Genomic DNA, 20,341 nt, shown 5'->3' with positions numbered 1-20,341 from the left:
ATTATGCAAGAGCAATCAAAATACACAGTAAAACGCAAAGATACTTTTGTTTCTATAGCTAAACAAATAGGCTTAAAAGACCCAATGAAACTTAAAGAGTATCATAATGAGCGTGCCGACTTCAATAGTCAGGTAGGTAATGAGTTGCACCCTAACATAACCCTATTGATGCCTTCTTCTGAAGAGGTAAGAGAACTTAATGAGGAAAAACCATTCAAAGATGAAGTAAAACAAGAACAACGAGAGGAAGAGCAAAAACAGCAAGAAGAAAAAGAGAAAGAAGCCGCTGCCGAACAACAAAAACAAGAAGGAAAGAGTGAACACGATGGGCAATATTATGTAGTAAATGGGGCTAAGTGTATTTGTGATAAAGCTGAAAATCCTAACCAACAGGCTACTTTGCAAGTAACTTCTCATAAAACAATTGTCTTTAATGAGCAATCTGATAAATATGTAGCAACAGAAGATGATAAAACTTTTATTCCAGCTGCGATGACTTTTGGAAAATGTACTTTAAAACCTTCTTCTTCTGGGAATTTACCTTGCTCACCACAATTTGCACCTAAATGGGGCAAAACTTATGATGGTACAAAAGTATTAGACAAAAATACACTTACTAAAATTTCAGAATTGCAATGTATGATAGGAGGCAAGATAACTATTGCAAAACACGGACAAACAGACAGCGTGTTATTGCAACATTCTGAAAATACTACCCCATTGGAAGTAAGTGCTGTAAACCCCACTATAGAGATGCCTAAGAAGGAACCAGCTCTCCCTTCAGTAGACAGCATTACTCTTACTAAAATTTCAGGAAGATCCCCTTTCTCAACTCAGAAGTCAGACAAAAAGATACCACTCATTTATTTGCGAAAAGGAGAAGAGGTTTCGTTTAAAGCTTCTGTAAAAAAAGGAAATTCGGATCTGGTTTCTTGGATGATTTACAAAGGTTTTAAAGGAGAAAAGAAGAGTGAGTTATTAGAAAAACAACAAATAGGAGTTGAATTTAGCCACAAATTTGAAGAATATGGAGATTTCCGTATTGAAGGTTTCGGGACTCCTAAAAATTCTGAGAAGTATAAATCTTATGATGATTGCTCTATAAATTTGCGCGTAATAGAGAATACGATAACCTCTGTAAAATGTTTGCAAGAAGGTGAAACAGCTGAGAAAGACACTAAAAATAATTGGGTGTTTAAAAAAGACGCTTCACTTACTTTTAAAGCGAATTTTTACATAGAACCTACTGAAGAAGAACTCTCATCTCTGAAAATGACAGTATTAGATGAAAGAGGAAGTATATTAAATGATTTTTCACAAAAAGGAAATAGCATTACTTTTGTTCCTGAAAATAAAGGAACTGTATATACTATCCAAGTAGAGTACACAACCTCTTCAGGAAAAAAAGTGCAAGAAAAACTTAAAGGAAAATGTGCTTTAAATAGTGTTATATCTATTTCTCCTACTAATAATGCTTCTGAAATTAGACCTAATGAAGAAATTACCATTAATGTTACAAAAATGAGGTTTAGTGATAACTCAGAAGATCTTGCCAATATAAAATGGGCTCTTAATGGAAAAGTAGTACAAGAAGGTGGAAGAACATACAAATTTAGTAATGATAAAGAAGGGATATACTATATAGAGGCTTTTAGCTTAAAATCTAACTCTTTAACAAAACCCGATGAAAAAGATACTTGGAAACTTACAATAACAGAAAATGAAGTTAAAGATATTTCAGCAGAGGGAATGCCAAGAGTAGGAAAACCTTTTACTCTTACAGCAAAAACTATATTCCCCGATCTCTCAGATAAAGATCTAAAAAATTTAAAATGGGATATTCCTTTTAGCTATATAGATGAAAATGGTATTGAGCATAAACCTTTTGAGAAACATTTCCAAATAAAAGGAATGGGGCTCGGCTCCCCAAAAGATCCAAGAACAAAGATAATTATACCTTCAGTTGAAGGTGAGTTTGAAGTTACTTGTAGTATTAATAAAAAAACAATAAAGAATAAAATTAATATTGTCCGTCCTACAATTTCTTCACCTCATTGGATAGACAAAGATGGAAGTAGTGGTAATATCTTAGCAACAGCAGGATATGACCAAGAAATGTATGCTTATATAAAACATTTAGGGTTAGATGGAGAAGAAGTTGTTGTAGAAGTATATGATGCTAAAGATAAAAAGAACCCCATTTTTACCTCCGAAAAAATAACAGTTCCTGTAGGTAGTAAAGAATTTACTTTCCATTACTCAGTAAAAAAAGTGTTTAAAGGAAAAACAGAGGAAGAGAAAAAGGAGGAAGACAGAAATAGAAAGGATTTCCAAATATTTTTCAAAGTAAAACCTATTGATAATAAACTCCTTAAAGAATCTTTAAATGAAGAATTTGAAAATAATCTCCTTACCATTACCAATAAAGGGGATATAGTAGAAGCGTATTTCTGTAATTCAGATGATACTGAAAAACGAAAATTTATAGAATCTGGAAAAGTTGCACATTTAAAGATATATGCAACTAATATGAAAAACAGAGAAGTTGAAGTATTGTTTTTTACAAGAGATAAATTTCATTATCCTAAAAATACAACGCAGAATGAACTAACTTGGAAACTTTGGAGTGAAATTAAGACCCATAACATAAAAGGGGAACCATTCCATTCTACTAAGGGAAAAATAAATGATAAAGGAGAGCTTTTAGTAGAGTTAGATACTTCTAAATACAAATGGATCAAAGAAGATATAATTGCTGTATTTAAGATTAAAGGAAAAGAAGGTAAAGAAAAAGGAGCTTATATAAAAGAATGGTATTCTCTAATATTACATTCTTATCCTCAGCTAACTAAATTAGCAGAAAATAAAGCCACTGTGAAAGTTGGTGGGCTCTTAGGCATAGGAAAAGTTGAAAGAGTTGAACTAGAGGAAGAAGGACATTCTTGCCCAAGATGTACAGCACCCGTTACTGTAGCACAACTACGAGAACTTTTCCCAAAAGCAGAAGAAGATACATTAAAAACCGTAGCCTATACTTATACAAAATATATGAAAGAGCTACAAATGGATACTTGTTGGAATAAAGCACACTTCTTTGCCCAAGCAGCAATAGAAACAGGATTTAAATTGCATATAAAAAATGGTGAAAATATGAATTACAAATCAGAAGAAGATTTGTATAAAAAATTTCCTAGTAGATTCTTTAAAGGAAAAATGGTTAATAATGAATTTGTTCCACTTGTAGACCCCAAAGCAGAATTCCGTGATAAAAACAATTGGGTTTTCAAAAGTAAAGAGTTATCCCAAAAAGCAAGCGAATTAATTAAAAGTACTCCTCGAGATCAAAATATTGCTAATTTTGTATATGGTAATAGGTATGGCAATGGAAATGAAGCCTCTGGAGATGGTTGGCGATTTAGAGGAAGTGGTTTGATACAACTAACTTATAAAGATAACTTTAAAATGGTAAATAACAAAATTGAAAAACTATGGGGAAAAAGTATTTTAACAGATAGTGGTGCAGAAGAAGTTCGTAAGGAACTTGAATTGGCAGTTCTTACATCTATGGGATATTTTGCGGCTAAAGGAGCTAATAAAAAAGCTAATGGAGCTAATAGTGACCAACAAATTAAAGAAGTTTGTAAACTAATAGGGAGAAATACCAAATTTGGTAAAAGTAAAAACCATGAAGAAAAAACAATTTTCTTTAAAAACAAAAGTTCTAAAACTTTTAAAACAAATGAGTGCTTATGGGGGCATAGTAAAGGGAAGGCTCCGTGGATGCCTTTTGCAATTCAAGAGCTTCAAACCTATGGGGGAATTAGACAAACAGAATCTCCCTTAAAAGAAAGAATATTCGAATACTTCGAAAAAAGTTCTAACACAAATGGAACAAATGCAACTCCTTGGTGTGCTTCTTTTGTTAACTGGTGTTTCTATCAAGCTGGTTATACAAAAATTAACCCTAATACAAATGATGCCGCTTTTGACTGGCTACCACCTTCCGAATCTAAAAAGAAAAGATCTGATGTTGATGGTTGGGTAGAAGGAGAACTAATAACAGATATAAAAGATGTTTTTGTTGGGGCTGTAATTGTTTTTTCTCATTCTCACGTAGCTTTTGTATTAGGAGAGACAAAAGATGGAAAGAGTTTTGTTTATTTAGGAGGTAATCAATCGAATAGAAAAAAAGGAGATGGAAGTGGAAGAAGAACTATCTGTACAAACCCTATATCAAAATCAGAATTTAATTCTAAATTTTGGATTGTTAAACCTAAAGATTATACTCCTTCTGAAAAAGAAAAAATATTACCTAAAATCTCACCTGATGGTAAGGAATTAGATTATTCAACCACTCATTAATATTCGTAATACTATGAAAAAAATAAAACTTTTAATTTTATGTTTTTCTTTTATAAGTTGTTGGAATAAGACTACTCAAAGCCAACAAGAGGAGTTCAATTTTGAAAAGACTCAAGAAATAAATACAATCCTAAAGTCACAATTAGAAAAAGGAATTTCTGGATTGTATAACAACTCTTTTGATATAGAAACTTATGAGTATTCTAATAGTGATTTAGAGGTTACAATCCCATTGGTTAAAGAAATACTATTTAAAAGAGGCTACCAACCTCCTACTGAGAAAATTTTTATAGAACAAGTACAAAAAGTTTTTCATAGAATTATCAACCCCTCATTGAATACTAAATTTCTATATTTACGATTTGACATTCCTTGCGATAAAAAAATAAAATTCTATACAAATGATAAAGTTGATAACACTCCTTACTCATATTACATAGTAAAAAATGAGAACTTTTTAACAGAACTATATGCTCTTCCAGAATTACTAGACTATAAGAAATTATTTCCTGATTTATACAAGTTAGAAACAAGTATGCCTTCCAACATAAAAGAAGAGAAAACAGGAGATATGATACAGCTAACCAAGTGGCAAGAGGTGGAAGACTTGGATAGTAGGCGCAAGGAAAACATAGACAAATTAGTACACCGTAACAAGTTTTTATTTAATAATGATCGCTCAAGTTTTCGCTGGCTTTGCCTTAACGACGAGATCTTTTTAACTTCATTGGTCTTGACATTTGGTTATGTAGAGGATAAAGAGTTAAATAAATATGTTTTAGAAAAACAATTACGGGGAGAGATATCACAATTTGGGAAAGTTTTTTGGTACCAAGGCTGTGATGGAAAGTTGTTTTTCCACAATCAAATGATAGACATTATTAAGCAATCTCCTATAGAAAAACAAAAAGAATATTTAAAAGCAATATCTTCATATATTCGTTTTCTTGTAAATGATAAAAATTTACCTTTTTCGCAAAAGGCTGAGATATTAGGAAAATTGTGTTATTATGCTGAGAAGATAGGGAAACCTATAGATATGGGATTTAAGTATTTTTACATATTAGAAACAGAAAGCAGTGGAGATATTTATGAAGAAGAGTTTAAGAAAAAAGAATACTATAATATTCCAGATTTTAAAAAAGTTTGGGAATATACACGTACTATAATCCCTCATTCTAAAAATAATGATATTATTTTTTCAAAAAAGGTAGATATAAACAAAGATGGCATTGAGGATGGAATTATTGTTTATAATCCAGAAAATGATCTTTTTGCAACAATAAAAATAGTTTTAAGTGATAAAGATAGAGAAAAGCTATTTTTTAATACTAAGATGCTTAGTAACAACATTACAAGTGAGGAAGGATTTAGAAATATCTCTTTTAAAGGGCATTTTTTCACTATAGAAGAAAATGTATCCTCAGACCTATTAAAATATACTACTTTTTTTGTAGATAGTAAAACGAATAATATTTTTCTTTACAAATTAGAATATTCGAATATTTCTGATGATGGATATGACGATGAGTATTATGATTCAATCTATTTACAAAAAAAAAATGGAAAAGTCTCTTTTGAAAATTATGACCCTAAAACACTAAAATTATTCTAATTTTTGACTTTTGAAATGAAAACAACTTTTCTCATATTATACTCATTTCTGTTGTTAAGTACTTGCCAACAACAGCAAGTTCTGTATGACAATAGTGTAGCCACCACTACAGTTACTGAAACTGTGGAAGAAGATACTTCTAATATCGATGATTTTTGCTTTAATGAAGATGGTTTTCAATACACTCAATTGGGGTTAGCTTGCAAAAAAGGTGATTTAGAAGCCGTGAAAACACTTCTTGCCAAAGGTGCTGATAAATATTCAGCAAAACAAAAAGGAGAGGAGAAATTCGATTCTTTTCTAGTAGCCCTTGAAAGTGGCAACTTGCCCTTGGTAAAATATATTTTTGAAGATGTTTTTGGACGATCAAAACTTGGAGAAGGTGATTATTACGTACCAGGAAGTAAATATATTCTTCAATCAAGCCCTCTTATCATAGCTTGTAAATCCAACAGCCTACCAGTAGTAAGTTATTTATTACAAAAAGGAGCTTCCCCCGAAAGTGTACCGCTACCTTATCCACAAGACTATTTTTGGGAATCACCTCTGTTGATAGCTTATGAAAAGAACAACTACGAAATGGCTAAACTACTCATCAAAGCAAATGCCGATTTAAGTGATTCTGATAGAACAGATAGGTATTCTCTTGCTGATGTATTTGTTAAAAGAGGAGGTAAATGGCGAGATTTAGTATTTGGAGATAATAGCATAGATAAAATTGTCTATTCAAAGAAAAAAGATTTAAATGGTGATGGCATAGACGACTCCATACTCATCTACCAACCTAAAAACAATTTAAATAGAGGATCTTATTTTGTAACAAGAATAAGGCTTAGTGAAAAAGGCACTTTTAAAGAGTTTATAAACGATGTGTTGTTATATAGTGCCTATAAAGAATCTAACGCTGGTTCTGATACTGAAGCAAAGGGTTTTATGGGGATTACTTTTGAGAACAATACTTTTACAATAAAAGAAAACTATTCCTCAATACCTGTATTATTTAGGTATACTACTTTTGCTATTGACCCAGAAACGAATAACATATTAGCTGTTAAAAAAATATGGGTAGATAAGAATGGTGAGGAACAGAAGGTGGATAATTTAAACAATACCCCTTTCGAAGAATATAACAGAGAATAAAACTAATTTGTTTGCCATTACACAAAAAAAGTATCTCACTCTTTGCGCTACTACTTTCATCGTATTAAAATGTTCTACATTAGGTTAATTTTCTTTTTTAAATCTCTAAACTTTGAAGTAGCCATACTCACAACACAACGCTCAGAGAGAATGCCCCCGTGTCGGTTCTTGGAAATGATAATTTCTACCTCATTTTTAGTACTTTCATTATTGTATTCCTTATCCCAATGGTCAATACCGTAATATTCAGGGCGATAGAGGAATACCACTTCATCGGCATCTTGTTCAATAGCGCCAGAGTCTCTTAAGTCAGAAAGAAAAGGACGCTTGTCTGTGCGCTGCTCTACATTTCGTGACAGCTGAGAAAGAGCAATCACAGGGATATCGAGTTCTTTTGCAAGTCCTTTCAAACTGCGAGAAATAAAGGAAATCTCCTGCTCTCTATTACCAGATTTGGGATAGGTAATAAGCTGTAGATAATCAACAAACAATATATTGATATGATAGCGAAGAGCCATTGATTTTGCCTTCATTTTAAGATTTTCAATTGAAATAGACGAAGTGTCATCTATATGTATTTTCATTTGGGTAAGATTGTCTTTCAGAGAGATATAGCGATACACTTCCTCATCTTTAAGTCCTTTGCGAAGAATGGAAGAATTAGGAATGTCAGTATAATTAGTAATAATTTTAGAGGCAATTTGCTCTGCCGACATTTCCAACGAAAATACCCCTACCGAATATCCTTGAGCTACCATATCTACAATTTGTTGTACTAAAAAAGTAGTTTTCCCCATACCAGGGCGACCTGCAACAATGGTAAGATTAGATTTCTGCCAACCTCCAAATACTTTATTGATAATAGTTAGAGAACTTTGTAATCCTGTGAGTTTCCCTTGATGAATACTCTCGAAATTCTTTTGCACAGCCTCTACTAATTCAGGAAACTCACGCGTTTGACGGTTATTTTCAATAAACTTATCGATAAAAAGGTTATTAAAGCATTCAAAAGCCTTATCGCGTATATCGAATATATCATTCTCTTTCTTTTGAGCCATACTGAGAAGTAAGGAGAATTTATTGATAAAGTCACGCTTTACAGAGGCTTGTACCAAAAGCATTATATGGTACTCTATATTAGCAGATGAAATCGCAAAATTAGCCAAATCAATACAGTAAACAGTGTATGAATTTAGTTTCTTCTTCTCAAATTCTTTTCCTAATAGTATCAAATCTACAGTGCCGTATTGTTTCCAAACTCGCACAATAGTTTCGTAAATAGCTTGATGTTGTGGTGCAGAAAAAAGATAAACACTCAGCATATTATAGTATTGTGCAATGAGTTGGGACTCACTCACAAGATTACCTAGCACGTATTTCTCTATATCTATATCGATGTTTTCATTCATTGTAAGTAGATTTAGGTCTGTTTATTTTTGGAACATTAAAGATATTTTTATTGTTTGACCTTAGATAAGGCATAGTGTTTTTAAGAGTCTGCTTCCAATTTACAATAGGTTTGTTATACCCACTTACCCAGCCATCATCTTTCCAAGTTTCATATTTTATTTTTAAGTGTACATCTAACCCTTCTTCATAAATATCTAAAGTTTTAGCAAAGTCCATAAATTCTTCAAAAGAAGGAATGTTAAAAGGTATCATAGGAGTTTGTTTTTCCTTAGATTTCAAAGAAGGAGAGGCTACTGGTATAGGTTCTTGAACCAAAGGTATAACAGGAATAGCAGGGGCTATAGATTTCTTATCTACTGTTTTTTCTTTTTCTGCGATAGAAACAACTTCTTTTCCTTTACGAATAATATAGTCAGATATGATTTTGTATATCGTAGGAAACCCTTTACTAATTTGATAGTTGATAAGGCCTAAATCTCTAAGTTTTTTTCTATTTTTTCTAACGGAAACTCTTGTGATTATCAGTTTTTTTGAAATATCATAATCCGATATTTCGAAATCTTCTTTATTGTTTTTGTCCCAAGTTTCTAATAGAAAAAGATACATACAAGTAATAGAATAGCTTTGAGGAAATTCCTCATTCATTCTCCAATATTTCTTTATTAGTTCAAGATATTCCATTGCTATTCTTTATTCTTATTCAAGAGTTCTAAGGCTTTTTCTATGTCAATAACAATTATTTTTCCATTCTGAAATATAGCCTCATCTATGATGCCTGAGTTTTTAATTTTACTTGCTTTTGCACGTGAACAACCTAATATTTTAGCTAACCCTTTTATACCATACTCGTATTTTTTCTTAGGGAATAGAGTCGAGAATTGATTCTGAATTTCTACTATAAGTTCAGATTTTAACTCTTGTAAGGTAAGCTTAAATAGAGGTGTATTGGGATCTAAGTTATTCATAACGTTTTTGGAATAGAGTTATAGCCATTTCGACATCAACTATTATTTTGCGCCCATTCTGAATAATAGCCTTATCTAATATTCCAGAATTTTTAATGTTTTGTGCGTGTGATTTAGAACATCCCAATATGGATGCAAGACCTTTTAAACCATATACGTATTTCTTTTCTAAAGATTTATCTTTAGAAAAAGAACTTACTTCAATAGTTTCTGTTTCCTCTGTGTCAGAGGATAAAAAAGCTAATATATTTACTATTTTTGATTGTATTTCAATAAGTTGTTCTCTTACTGTTACTTCTGTGTTATGTGTTATTTTCATAAAGGTGTTATTTTTTTGTTAAACACATATTCAGCTAATGTTTGACAGTTTTCTCTGTCAAGATGCCGAATAAAATCAATCCATCCTAATTCATTATTTTTGTATTGATCACGGGCTCTTTGTGCTCTATCAATAAGATGAGATACCATTGTATTCGGAATTTTACCTAAGTAAATTTCACCAACAATATCTATACTCTTGTTGTACAAAAACATTACGACCTTTAAAAGTAGCTTTACTTCTAAATTTATTGCACAATTGATTCTTGGATAGTTTATTGTTTTTAATCTAACCTTAATTGCTTAGCTCTTTGCCTACAATTACAGGTTTTTCAGAACTAAAATCGTGGAAGATTTGCTCTTCGGTGAAGCCTTGTTCTTTGTAAAATAGAACAGCTTCCCAAAGAGTCAAATTACGACTGTTTCTGCGTGCCAATCCTAATACTGATTGCTGTTGGTTACCTAGCCTTTTAGCTAACTCAATGCTAAAATTGTTGTCGTTCAAAATTTTTTCGATGATAATTTTACTTACTTTCATTTTTTATTTATATATTTGCCAATTATTTAGTAATTGCATTTTAAACCTAAATAGATTTGTATTTCGGCTGCAAATATATAGATTAAAAACTAAATACAAAAGAAAATTAGATAAAAAACTAATAAAATATTTTTCGCTATGGTGGAGAGAATTTTACAATTTATTGAATATAAAGGAATTAGTAAGTTGGCTTTTTATAGAGAAGTTGGGCTTTCTAACGGATTTTTAGATAAAAATAAAAGCGTGGGAACTGATAATTTAGTTAAAATATTAAAGTCTTATCCTGAAATAGAACCTTTGTGGTTGTTATTAGGAGAAGGAGAAATGCTAAAAAAAGGGACTGTAGTCATTGATAATTCTAATGTCAAATCAAAAAATAGCTTCGTCGGTAATAATATCACTGGTGGAAATGTAACAATTTCTATTTCAAATGAAGATGTTTCTAAAATAATAGAACAACATAAGGAACTTACCGAACGACTTAAAACAAGTCAAGAACAAATGAGTACATTGTTGGAAATTTTAAAAAATACTCAAAAATGAAATTCAAAAATGTAGTACTTTTATTTTTAGCATTTTTACTAAACGTTATTGCTTATTCTCAAATTAGCACAGAGAAAGCACAAGAAGATTTGGCTAAAACCATCTTTAAAGAAAGTAAAGAAAAAGCTAAACTAACTTCGTTTGAAAAAGAAGATGGAGTTAAGAAAGTGAAAAATGATATTCCCTATTACTCTATAAAGTTTATAGGGAAAATACAATTTTTAAAGGCTGGAAATATTCAGCTTATGCCATTTCTTAATAGTGCAAAAAATAGTTTTCTAGAAGTAATAGATAATAATGGTGATTTCTATTCCAATGGAGGTCTTTTTAGGCTTGTATACAAAGATGAGGTTTTAAATATAGAAGGAAATATACAATATATAAAAACGGAAAATGGTTGGAAAGCTAAAACAATTTTGATAGCTATAAAAGAAAATCAAAAATGAACTTAAAGTACCATTCTCAATTCCTATTAGATAAGGAAAAAGACAAACTTGATGCTCGTACCCGCTATCGTATAAAGTGGGAAGGTAATATTGTTGCCTTTAATTTAGGTTATCGCATAGAGGTAGAAAAATGGAGTAATGAAACGCAACGCTGCAAAGCTAATACTACTCACGGGAAGAAGAAAATTCCCGCTAGTGTTATCAACAGAAAGCTACAACTATTTGAACAAGCCTGCGAAGATACAATTAAATACTTTGAGGTTCAGAAAATAGTACCTACTAAAGAACAATTTCAATCTGTTTTTAATTCTAATATTGGTAGGGAGAAGAAAGTAGTATTAGAAAAATCATTCTTTCAATATTATGATGATTTTATGGCTGAGGAGGGAGCTTTTAATCAATGGACAGTTGCTACTAAAAAGAAACTTCACGTTATAAAAAATCATTTATTTAACTTTGACCCTGAACTTACTTTTGAAAAATTCACTGAAGAGAAATTAGTAGAATATCTTAATTATTTACAAGAAGAATTGAAGCAAAAAAATTCTTCTGTTTTAAAAAATATATCTTTTGTAAAATGGTTTTTACGTTGGAGTAATAAGAAAGGATATAATACAAATATTTTCTTTGAAAACTTCAAACCTAAGTTAAAGACTACACAAAAGAAGATTATTTTCTTGACTCCTTCAGAATTTAAACAATTTAGAGAGTTTGAAATTCCAAAAGAAAATAGTTATCTTGAAAAAGTACGTGATGTATTCTTATTTCAATGTTTTACTGGGTTACGGTATTCGGATGTGGAAAACTTGAAAAGGAGTGATGTAAAAGATAAATTCATAGAAATAACTACTGTGAAAACTAATGATAGTTTGACAATAGAATTGAATGAACATAGTAAAAAAATACTAGATAAATACAAAGACTACCAAGATAAAAAAGAACGAGCTTTACCTGTTATCACAAATCAAAGAATGAATGACTACTTAAAAGAATTAGCTCAATTAGCGGGTATTGATGAACCTATTCGAGAGACTTATTACATAGGAAGCAAACGCTTTGATGAGGTAATTCCTAAGTATGCATTATTGAGTACTCACGCAGGAAGACGTACATTTATTTGTAATGCACTGTCTTTAGGTATACCCCCTCAAGTAGTTATGAAATGGACAGGACATAGTGATTACAAAACAATGAAACCCTATATTGATGTAGCTGATGAAACAAAAGCTAATGCTATGGCAAAGTTCAATCTATTATAAGGTTCATTTGTCCCTACTACTAAAATCAGGGACTAAAAGCGGTGTTCTCTATTAGTCTTTATTAGTTTTTGTTGGTGTTTTATTTTATATAAACTGTTTAAAATCAATATCTTTGTACTTTTTTGTTATTTATTGGTACTTAATGTGATTCTCTCCGACTCCACATTATAATCTCATTATAGAACGAGAGCTAAATAGAAAAACACTTCTATTTAGCTCTCGTTTTTTTATTCATTTTAGAAGCCTTATTCACTAAATATTTGTTATATTTTTTCATTTATTTATCATTAAGTAGTAAAGTTATTGGATTATCTTTATATTTGCGCCATTAATAACAACAAAGATAATAATGAACACGCTCTTTACTATCGGCATTTTCCTTTGCTTTTTCCTCTCTGTATTGCTCTTTACCAAACACCCTAAAGCCTTATCGGATAAGGTGCTGGGGATATGGTTGGTGTGCATTGGTATTTATCTGCTGAATTACTACCTGCATTATTTGGGCTATTGGGAGAAATATCCTCATTTAGTAGGAGCGACGCACCCTTTTCCGCTTTTGTTTGCTCCTTTTGTATATTTGTACGTATTGGTGTGTTCACGTGAAGACCAACATTTTCATTGGCGCGATAGCTTGCACTTTTTACCTTTTTTCTTCACCTACGTTGTGATGTTTCCCTTTCTTTTTGGCTATTCGGCGACTGAAAAAGCAATGATAGACCAAGCCGATTACCATAGCCCGTATCAATGGTTATTTACAACTTCGTTTGTAGCTTTTGTGACCGTGAGTGTGGTGTATATTGTATTGGCTTATCAGAAAATCAATCAGTATGAGCGGGTAATAGGCGACAATTTTGGCTATAACGAAGGTATTAGTTTGCAATGGCTACGACTGTTGCTCATCGGGTTCGGGCTGATTTTCTCAGTGATGATAGTGGGATATATAGTGCAATTTCTCTTAGAAATAGAGATAGGAGTTAATATAGAACTTATTTTCTTGGCACTCTTTGTCTTACTTATAGGGCTTATTGGCTTCTGGGGCATACGGCATCAGGGAATTTTTAGTGTTGAAAAACAAAAGCCTTTTATAAAGAATTTAGTCTTGTCTGACAATTCTCATAGGTCAGACAATATCGAACCTTCTTCATTCTCCAAAACTCCTGAATACCGCAAATCCGGATTGAAAGCCGAGGACGCAACCAGCTTACACCAACAGTTGCTCACACTAATGACTACCGAGAAACCTTATCTCGAACCTAAACTCTCCTTAGCTCAATTAGCTGAAATGTTAGGTGTACTTCCCAACCACCTTTCACAAATTATCAACCAATACGAAGAAAAGAATTTTTATGACTTTGTGAACAGCTATCGTGTCGAAGAGTTTATCACCTTGGCAAAGAAAGACATTGATAAGAATTTTAATCTTTTGGGTCTTGCCTATGAAGCGGGCTTTAACTCTAAGTCCTCTTTCAACCAAGTTTTTAAGAAGATTACGGGTAAAACACCGAGTGAATTTGTGAATTAGGTGCGAGAAGCATAGTTTAGCACGTCCAAACTCTCATGCTACCCCTTCTTTTCACTCCCTCCGACCCGTCCGCCCCGCACAATTCTTCCGGCGAATAAAACCTCCCTAACCCCTTGCCTCACTACCAATTAATCATTAATCACTAAACATTAATCATTAATCACTAAACATTAATCATTAAAAAAGCGTCCATTCCCTCACGCTTGGGCGATGCACCTTGTTTTCCACCATACCTTTGCCCCAGAATTTTAAACGTATTACGCAATGAAAACCTTTTTGAACATCGTTCTTTTTTTAGTGCTTCCGCTTGTAGCACACGCACAAGATATTACCCCAACACTTAGAGGTACTATTTATGACCAAAGCACTCACGAACCTCTAATGGGGGCTACCATAGTGGTGCAAAACTCTAATCCTGTTATCGGTACAACTACCGATGAGGCGGGAAACTTTTCGATTACTAACCTCTCCTTAGGAAGGGTAAGTTTGGAAATTTCTTATATAGGTTATGAGAGCCGCGTGATTCCCGAACTGATGATTACTTCAGCCAAAGAAGTAGTGCTTAGTATTGCTCTGAAAGAAGCCGCCACTGAGCTTGAAGGCGTGGAGGTAGTAGCGGGTATCCGCAAGGAGAAAGCCCTCAATGCAATGGCTACCGTGAGTGCCCGCACCTTTTCGGTAGAGGAAACACAACGTTATGCTGGCGGACTTAGTGACCCTGCGCGCTTGGCTTCTGCCTTTGCGGGGGTCTCTACGGGTAACTTGCAGGACAACTCTATTGTCGTGCGCGGTAATGCTCCGCAGGGCGTGCAATGGCGATTGGAAGGTGTGGAAATTCCTTCACCTCAGCATTTTTCTGGGGGGAACGTTATTGGGGGCGGACTGGTGACGCTTTTTAGCAATCAGGTGATTGGTAATTCCGATTTTCTTACAGGGGCTTTCCCTGCCGAGTATGGCAATGCGCTCGCAGCTGTTTTTGATGTGAAAATGCGCACTGGTAACACTTCCCGCTACGAGCATACAGCACAAGTGGGCGTATTAGGGCTCGACTTTGCTTCTGAAGGTCCCCTTTCACGCACCAAAGGCTCTTCTTATCTTTTCAACTATCGCTATTCTGCTTTGGGATTACTGAACGATTTGAAAATCAATAAAACCGGTCAGCGTATCAAGTATCAAGATTTTTCCTTTAAATTGAATTTCCCTACTGAAAAAGCAGGCACGTTCTCTCTTTGGGGTATCGGGGGGATTGACAACACTCATAAAGATGCTTTAAGCTCTCCAACCGACTGGAAAACTGATATCGACCGCGTGAATAACAATTGGGATACTTACGTGGGTACAATAGGGTTGCGCCACCAAATCACCGCTGGCGAGCGCAGTTTTGTAGAATCACACGTCGCTTTTTCGGGTACTGACGACCGTATTAGCACCGATTACCTTTCCGATGATGCTTCTGTGTTCACGCCTGATAGCCGACTTAAAAAACAAAACGGCACACTCACTTTGGCGACCGCGCTCACTCATAAACTCTCTCCTTTGGCTACTTTGAAGGTGGGACTCACCAGCAAACAACTTTTCTACAAGTATAACCTCAGCGCTGCACAAGATTATATTCCTTCCACTTATGCGCGTATCGTCAATTCGGTAGGCAATACACATCTTACCGAAGGCTATGCCCAACTCAAATACCAGCTATCGCCTTCACTTTTGGCTAACGTAGGATTGCGCACTCACTATTTTGGTTTGAGTAAAGAACTTTCTCTTGAAAGTAGGGCAGGATTGGCTTGGAAACTTTCCGACAAACACAGTTTGAGTTTCGGTTATGGCAAACACTCTCAGCCCGAAGATTTGAATGTCTATATGATAGAGGTAGGGGGCATAGCTGTGAATAAAGATTTGAAACTTAGCGATGCACATCATTTTGTATTGGGCTACGACTGGATGCTTACCGATAAATTGCGTTTCAAAGCCGAAGCCTATTACCAATATCTGTGGAATATCCCAGGGGAAGAAGGTACCAGCTACTCGCTTATCAATTTGCGACGGGCGCTGTATCTCAACAAAGCACTCGTGAATAATACCAAAGGACGCAATTATGGTATCGACCTTACTTTGGAGCGCTTTTTGGGTGATAATTATTATTACCTTATCACGGGTTCTATCTTCAAATCCGAATATAAAGCGGGTGATAATGTGTGGCGTAATACGCGCTATAACAAAGGTTTTGTACTGAATGTTCTCTTTGGTAAAGAATTCTATTTCGCCAATAACCGCAAGGTGCTCGATGTAAATGCGCGTGTGAGTGTAACCGGAGGTGAGCGTTACAGTCCGATTTTGGAAAGCCAATCGTTAGCCCAAAAACGTGTGATTTACGATGAAAGTCGGGCTTTTAGCGAGCAATTCCGCACCCTTACCTACGCCGACCTTACTGTAAATTACCGCATCAACCACCGCAAGAGCAGTAGCGTGTTCTCTTTCCAAATGAAGAATGTACTCGGGGCGCCTATCTATATCGACCATAATTACAATTACCAAACCGGCGCGATTGAGCTCAGCAAAGCTACTCTTATCATACCAAATATCAGTTATAAAATAGAATTCTAACTTCTTACCTCTTATCTCTTATCTAAATAAAATGAAAAAATATAATCACCCTATTTTGTTTTTCACTCTTTCCCTTGTGATTCCTTGGGTATTGTGGTTTGTGGTGGCTTATTGGAGTCACCAGCCAAAAGCACCTAATGCTTTTTGGACAGGCTTTTTTGAATTGGCAGGCTTGTTATCTCCTATGGGCGTGGCTACCTACCTCTTTGTACGCAATAAGGAGCTCTTATCCGACCTCAAAACGCGTTTTATTGGCAGAAATTTGCTCGCCAACCGCTATTTTTGGATTACCCTCTTGTTTCCACCCCTTTCCATTGTCGTGGCACAGCTACTTTCGCTCGATTTAGGGCATAGTCTCGACCAGTTTTACATTTCGGGAGAGCCTAGTTTCAGTTCAGCGCCTTTCAACGCTTGGTTTGTGCTCTGTCTGGCGCCGGTGCTCGAAGAATTGGCTTGGCATACTTACGGCACTGATGCTTTGCGTAGCAGGTGGACGCTTTTCACCTCATCGCTCATCTTTACCGTGTATTGGGGGTTGTGGCATTTGCCCTTGTTTTTTATAAAAGACTACTACCAAAGCAATGTACAAGCTGAGGGGTGGCTCTATACAGCCAACTTTTTTGTGAGTCTGTTTGTCTTTGTGTTTATCATCAACTGGTTGTATTACAAATCGGGACGCAACGTGCTGGTAGCCATATTATTCCATTTGGTAGCCAATGTTTCCAACGAAATCTTTGCCACCCACCCCGATAGCAAACTGATACAAACAGGCTTATTTGCGCTACTCGTGGGGTATATCCTCATAAAAGAGAGACGATTGTTTTTTAGTAGTAAAACCTTCATTCTACCGAAAAAGCCAATTCTCAAAGGTAAAAAATCGTTGATATTCAGCTAGTGTTCGGTGAATGTATCATTAGTGACCCTTGTAGAGCCACTGTAGAGCCACTGTAGAGCCACTGAAGACCCACTCTAAATTCGTTTAGTGTATAGTTAAGGTATATCTATCTGTCATTTGTTATTTGTCATTCGTTATTTTATTTGGCGGTTAGTAAATAAAAAAGTACTTTTGTTAAACCAAATTGTATTCTGACTATGAAGAAATCAAAATCAGGTGTCATTCATTTTCTTACCAAAGAAGAAGGCGGACGGCAACACCCTCCTACCGGTGAGGTCTATTATGCCACCACTTACATCGAGCAATTGCCTCAACCAAATTGGAGCATTATTATTGAATTTGAAGAGCCTATGAAAGAGAGTGAATACAGTGCTTTGTGCCAAGTGAGGTTTCTCTTTGACCACGCCCCCGCTTATATCTTAGACGAACTTCACGAGCTCAACGTGTATGAAGGTGCTAAAATCGTAGGAAAAATTGTGTTCGAATGATTTTTTTCTTTTGATATTATATTTTTTTTGTATATTTGTCGTACTAATTAAATAAAATTCTGAAAAATGAGTATATTTCTTCAACCTGAAGATGGTGATTCTTATGAATATATCACTGATGGAGCGATAATGCAATGCACAGCAGGAGCACTTCCTTGTCCTATAAAAGCAAAAGATAAAGGCGTAATGTTGGGCGATAAAACGTCGTGCTCTACTATTGATAATGACCCTATACAAAACAAATTCGACTTTGGTATATGTAAAATAACCAAACAACCTTGTGTTAACAATATTAAGTTGGGTAATTGGGAAAACTATAAAAAAGATCTCTATTTTGATGAACATCCTGCCCTTACCAATCGCTCTACTATAAAGTGTGCTATGGGTGGTACGATTAAATTTAATACTACGGGGCAAATAGGAGAAGTTCCTGTAGTTTTGGGCGTAAAAACTTATGGTGATAAGGCTAAAACCGAAGCTGAAATACAGTATACTAAACTCGCTTTTCACACTGATTACGATATATGTAGTGATGAAGTAACCGATTTTGTGGATTACAAAAACTTTTATGTACTTACGGATAATAACGAATGTTATCACTGGTTGTTTCTCAGAGAAAACCCCGATGATTACAGCACTGTAAAACCCGAAAGCATTCCTTTTACTTGGGAAAGTAATAAGCCCTTAATTCTTACCGCTACCTTTCAAGTGATAAGTGATGAAGCTATTGAAAAAGTACCTCTTTTACGACTACAACAGCAAGGTGAAGGAGAAGAAAAATATCTATTCAAAGAACGAAAGGCTAAAAGAGCTAAAGGCAAGGGAAAATGCGATGAATTTACAGTAACATTTATCAGTAAAAATACCCCTTTTAAAAATAGCGTACAATACATAGAAAATTTTGTACTTACGGTAGAATGTTCTTGGGATGATGGAAAAACTTGGCATAAAGTAGGTAGTAGCCAAAACACTTTGTACATTACTTGGCGAAAGCCTTTGTGGGACAGATTTAAAAAAGAACTTTTTGAAACAGAACAAACTGCTACCCAAGTAAAAAATACAAATAATAATGCCAAACCTTGTATTTTAGAGACTTTGTTATACTTGGGCTGCAAACAAGCTCATAGTATGCAGTTAGGAAAAGAATCCTCTTCAGAGTTTGAAGAAGCTGTAGCTATAGAAATATTTAAAGCTTTTGAAGGATTAGAAGTAAAACGCGCTCGAGAAGATACTCCCTATAGAACCCCTTTAACCAATGGTTGTATGGGATATTGGAGAGGACATAGTGTATTATATGCAACAACATTATTTGCAAATCAACGTTCTTTACGGTTTCTGTTAAAATATGGAGAAGCTCGCTGTGGTGAATGGACTGAATTATTTTTACATTTGCTGTTAGCTCAAGGTATTGAAGTAGATCTAAATAATGATACTTGTGCAATTGCTTGTGAAACAACAAAACAAAACATAATCAAACGTTATGATATTGATTTCTATCCTTATAAGTCTGATATATTAAAATATAGACAGTACGGACTACCTGAAGAGTTTACTGTTGCGAAAGCTACATTTGTAAAAAACAAACAGAATTTTAACGAATATATCAAAGAAGGTGAAAGTGCTGCACAAGGAAATAAAAATGCGCAATCCTCGTTCGGTGATCATATTTGGGTATATTTTAGAAACAAGCTATTTTTTGATCCCTCTTACGGAAAACCTTATACAAAAGAAAATAGTAATCTCAAATATTATTGCAAAGATAATTTAACCTCTATCTTTATTAAAAACGATCAATATAAAGATTTTTTAATCAATATAATTGGTGATAAAGTAAATGGTTGTATTGAAGAAAAAGATATACATCTATATCTAAATTGTTCTAAAAAAACCACTAAATAAAGTGTTATGAAAATATTTCTATTAACAATATTAAACATTTTTGTTATGAATGCTCAAAACAATAAGAAAGATACAATATTCAGTGATAGGGAATTTGAGTTATCTGATAAAATAACTCTTTGTGAAAAAGCACAAACTATAAAGGGAAATGTGCAATGGGAAATTTTTCTAAAAAAAGGAACAAATATAGTAGCATTATTAGATACAATAACAATAGAAAATTGTGGAGTTCCTATAAATAATGCTTTATCGGAAGCTATTATGTTTATACCAAAACTTATAGACGCCTTTAAAGAAAAGCAAAATATTTTTGTTTTTCTTTACAAGGATAGAAGTG

Annotated in this window: 17 protein-coding genes; 12 read left to right on the top strand and 5 right to left on the bottom strand. The window is 34.1% G+C overall.

Annotated features, from left to right (window positions below):
• Positions 1–3 precede the first annotated feature (3 nt).
• From HMPREF1528_RS11975 to HMPREF1528_RS10675, 3 genes are read left to right on the top strand one after another with little or no spacing between them, the layout of a single operon-like run.
• The gene (locus HMPREF1528_RS11975; protein ID WP_016479756.1) at positions 4–4,362 is read left to right on the top strand and encodes a PAAR-like protein; all 4,359 of its coding nucleotides are present in this window, start codon (positions 4–6) and stop codon (positions 4,360–4,362) included.
• 13 nt (positions 4,363–4,375) lie between these two features.
• Positions 4,376–5,977, top strand: a complete 1,602-nt coding sequence (locus HMPREF1528_RS11970) for a hypothetical protein (RefSeq protein WP_016479755.1) — start codon at positions 4,376–4,378, stop codon at positions 5,975–5,977.
• A gap of 15 nt (positions 5,978–5,992) precedes the next feature.
• Positions 5,993–7,117 (top strand): ankyrin repeat domain-containing protein, encoded by a 1,125-nt coding sequence (locus HMPREF1528_RS10675; RefSeq protein ID WP_016479754.1) that lies wholly within the window; start codon positions 5,993–5,995, stop codon positions 7,115–7,117.
• A 74-nt stretch (positions 7,118–7,191) separates the two neighbouring features.
• Here HMPREF1528_RS10675 and HMPREF1528_RS10670 read toward each other — a convergent pair whose 3' ends face one another.
• The 5 genes from HMPREF1528_RS10670 to HMPREF1528_RS10645 form a co-directional block, all read right to left on the bottom strand.
• Positions 7,192–8,526: a replicative DNA helicase gene (locus tag HMPREF1528_RS10670; RefSeq protein WP_016479753.1), complete on the bottom strand. Its 1,335-nt coding sequence runs from the start codon at positions 8,524–8,526 to the stop codon at positions 7,192–7,194.
• A complete protein-coding gene (locus HMPREF1528_RS10665; RefSeq protein ID WP_016479752.1) occupies positions 8,519–9,208 on the bottom strand; it encodes a hypothetical protein in 690 nt (229 codons plus the stop codon). Before HMPREF1528_RS10665 ends, HMPREF1528_RS10670 begins: the two co-directional genes overlap by 8 nt.
• 2 nt (positions 9,209–9,210) lie before the next feature.
• Positions 9,211–9,492 carry a DUF3853 family protein gene (locus HMPREF1528_RS10660; RefSeq protein ID WP_016479751.1) on the bottom strand — a complete coding sequence of 94 codons (282 nt, stop codon included), beginning with the start codon at positions 9,490–9,492 and terminating at the stop codon, positions 9,211–9,213.
• Positions 9,485–9,811, bottom strand: coding sequence for a DUF3853 family protein (locus HMPREF1528_RS10655; RefSeq protein ID WP_016479750.1), 327 nt, complete (start codon positions 9,809–9,811; stop codon positions 9,485–9,487). Before HMPREF1528_RS10655 ends, HMPREF1528_RS10660 begins: the two co-directional genes overlap by 8 nt.
• A gap of 294 nt (positions 9,812–10,105) precedes the next feature.
• Positions 10,106–10,348: a hypothetical protein gene (locus HMPREF1528_RS10645; RefSeq protein ID WP_009751022.1), complete on the bottom strand. Its 243-nt coding sequence runs from the start codon at positions 10,346–10,348 to the stop codon at positions 10,106–10,108.
• Positions 10,349–10,486: 138 nt separating this feature from the next.
• Between HMPREF1528_RS10645 and HMPREF1528_RS10640 the strand changes: the two genes are divergently transcribed.
• The 9 genes from HMPREF1528_RS10640 to HMPREF1528_RS12780 form a co-directional block, all read left to right on the top strand.
• Positions 10,487–10,891, top strand: a complete 405-nt coding sequence (locus tag HMPREF1528_RS10640) for a hypothetical protein (protein ID WP_009411196.1) — start codon at positions 10,487–10,489, stop codon at positions 10,889–10,891.
• Complete coding sequence (locus HMPREF1528_RS10635) at positions 10,888–11,337, top strand: hypothetical protein (RefSeq protein ID WP_016479749.1); 450 nt, start codon at positions 10,888–10,890, stop codon at positions 11,335–11,337. The genes HMPREF1528_RS10640 and HMPREF1528_RS10635 overlap by 4 nt, the downstream gene beginning before the upstream one ends.
• On the top strand, positions 11,334–12,596 hold the full coding sequence (locus HMPREF1528_RS10630; protein ID WP_009411198.1) for a site-specific integrase: 1,263 nt from the start codon (positions 11,334–11,336) through the stop codon (positions 12,594–12,596). Before HMPREF1528_RS10635 ends, HMPREF1528_RS10630 begins: the two co-directional genes overlap by 4 nt.
• Before the next feature lie 349 nt (positions 12,597–12,945).
• Positions 12,946–14,118 carry a helix-turn-helix domain-containing protein gene (locus HMPREF1528_RS10625; RefSeq protein WP_016479748.1) on the top strand — a complete coding sequence of 391 codons (1,173 nt, stop codon included), beginning with the start codon at positions 12,946–12,948 and terminating at the stop codon, positions 14,116–14,118.
• A 264-nt stretch (positions 14,119–14,382) separates the two neighbouring features.
• Complete coding sequence (locus HMPREF1528_RS10620) at positions 14,383–16,722, top strand: TonB-dependent receptor (protein WP_016479747.1); 2,340 nt, start codon at positions 14,383–14,385, stop codon at positions 16,720–16,722.
• A 31-nt stretch (positions 16,723–16,753) separates the two neighbouring features.
• On the top strand, positions 16,754–17,617 hold the full coding sequence (locus tag HMPREF1528_RS10615) for a CPBP family intramembrane glutamic endopeptidase (RefSeq protein WP_016479746.1): 864 nt from the start codon (positions 16,754–16,756) through the stop codon (positions 17,615–17,617).
• 197 nt (positions 17,618–17,814) lie between these two features.
• The gene (locus HMPREF1528_RS10610; RefSeq protein WP_016479745.1) at positions 17,815–18,105 is read left to right on the top strand and encodes a hypothetical protein; all 291 of its coding nucleotides are present in this window, start codon (positions 17,815–17,817) and stop codon (positions 18,103–18,105) included.
• A gap of 66 nt (positions 18,106–18,171) precedes the next feature.
• The gene (locus tag HMPREF1528_RS10605; RefSeq protein ID WP_016479744.1) at positions 18,172–20,004 is read left to right on the top strand and encodes a DUF4280 domain-containing protein; all 1,833 of its coding nucleotides are present in this window, start codon (positions 18,172–18,174) and stop codon (positions 20,002–20,004) included.
• Between the two features lie 45 nt (positions 20,005–20,049).
• The coding region (locus tag HMPREF1528_RS12780) for a hypothetical protein (protein WP_016479743.1) at positions 20,050–20,341 on the top strand (292 nt) is incomplete at its 3' end.

This window comes from Capnocytophaga sp. oral taxon 336 str. F0502 (assembly GCF_000411575.1).
GTDB classification, from domain to species: Bacteria; Bacteroidota; Bacteroidia; order Flavobacteriales; family Flavobacteriaceae; genus Capnocytophaga; species Capnocytophaga ochracea.
The sequence above is the reverse complement of the archived record's forward strand: the minus strand, read 5'-3'. Positions and strand labels throughout refer to the sequence as shown.

Bases quoted from the DNA above. Each gene is read 5' to 3' on its own strand.
- HMPREF1528_RS11975 (WP_016479756.1), top strand. From the start codon at position 4: ATGCAAGAGCAATCAAAATACACAGTAAAACGCAAAGATACTTTTGTT.
- HMPREF1528_RS11970 (WP_016479755.1), top strand. From the start codon at position 4,376: ATGAAAAAAATAAAACTTTTAATTTTATGTTTTTCTTTTATAAGTTGT.
- HMPREF1528_RS10675 (WP_016479754.1), top strand. From the start codon at position 5,993: ATGAAAACAACTTTTCTCATATTATACTCATTTCTGTTGTTAAGTACT.
- HMPREF1528_RS10670 (WP_016479753.1), bottom strand. From the start codon at position 8,526: ATGAATGAAAACATCGATATAGATATAGAGAAATACGTGCTAGGTAAT.
- HMPREF1528_RS10665 (WP_016479752.1), bottom strand. From the start codon at position 9,208: ATGGAATATCTTGAACTAATAAAGAAATATTGGAGAATGAATGAGGAA.
- HMPREF1528_RS10660 (WP_016479751.1), bottom strand. From the start codon at position 9,492: ATGAATAACTTAGATCCCAATACACCTCTATTTAAGCTTACCTTACAA.
- HMPREF1528_RS10655 (WP_016479750.1), bottom strand. From the start codon at position 9,811: ATGAAAATAACACATAACACAGAAGTAACAGTAAGAGAACAACTTATT.
- HMPREF1528_RS10645 (WP_009751022.1), bottom strand. From the start codon at position 10,348: ATGAAAGTAAGTAAAATTATCATCGAAAAAATTTTGAACGACAACAAT.
- HMPREF1528_RS10640 (WP_009411196.1), top strand. From the start codon at position 10,487: ATGGTGGAGAGAATTTTACAATTTATTGAATATAAAGGAATTAGTAAG.
- HMPREF1528_RS10635 (WP_016479749.1), top strand. From the start codon at position 10,888: ATGAAATTCAAAAATGTAGTACTTTTATTTTTAGCATTTTTACTAAAC.
- HMPREF1528_RS10630 (WP_009411198.1), top strand. From the start codon at position 11,334: ATGAACTTAAAGTACCATTCTCAATTCCTATTAGATAAGGAAAAAGAC.
- HMPREF1528_RS10625 (WP_016479748.1), top strand. From the start codon at position 12,946: ATGAACACGCTCTTTACTATCGGCATTTTCCTTTGCTTTTTCCTCTCT.
- HMPREF1528_RS10620 (WP_016479747.1), top strand. From the start codon at position 14,383: ATGAAAACCTTTTTGAACATCGTTCTTTTTTTAGTGCTTCCGCTTGTA.
- HMPREF1528_RS10615 (WP_016479746.1), top strand. From the start codon at position 16,754: ATGAAAAAATATAATCACCCTATTTTGTTTTTCACTCTTTCCCTTGTG.
- HMPREF1528_RS10610 (WP_016479745.1), top strand. From the start codon at position 17,815: ATGAAGAAATCAAAATCAGGTGTCATTCATTTTCTTACCAAAGAAGAA.
- HMPREF1528_RS10605 (WP_016479744.1), top strand. From the start codon at position 18,172: ATGAGTATATTTCTTCAACCTGAAGATGGTGATTCTTATGAATATATC.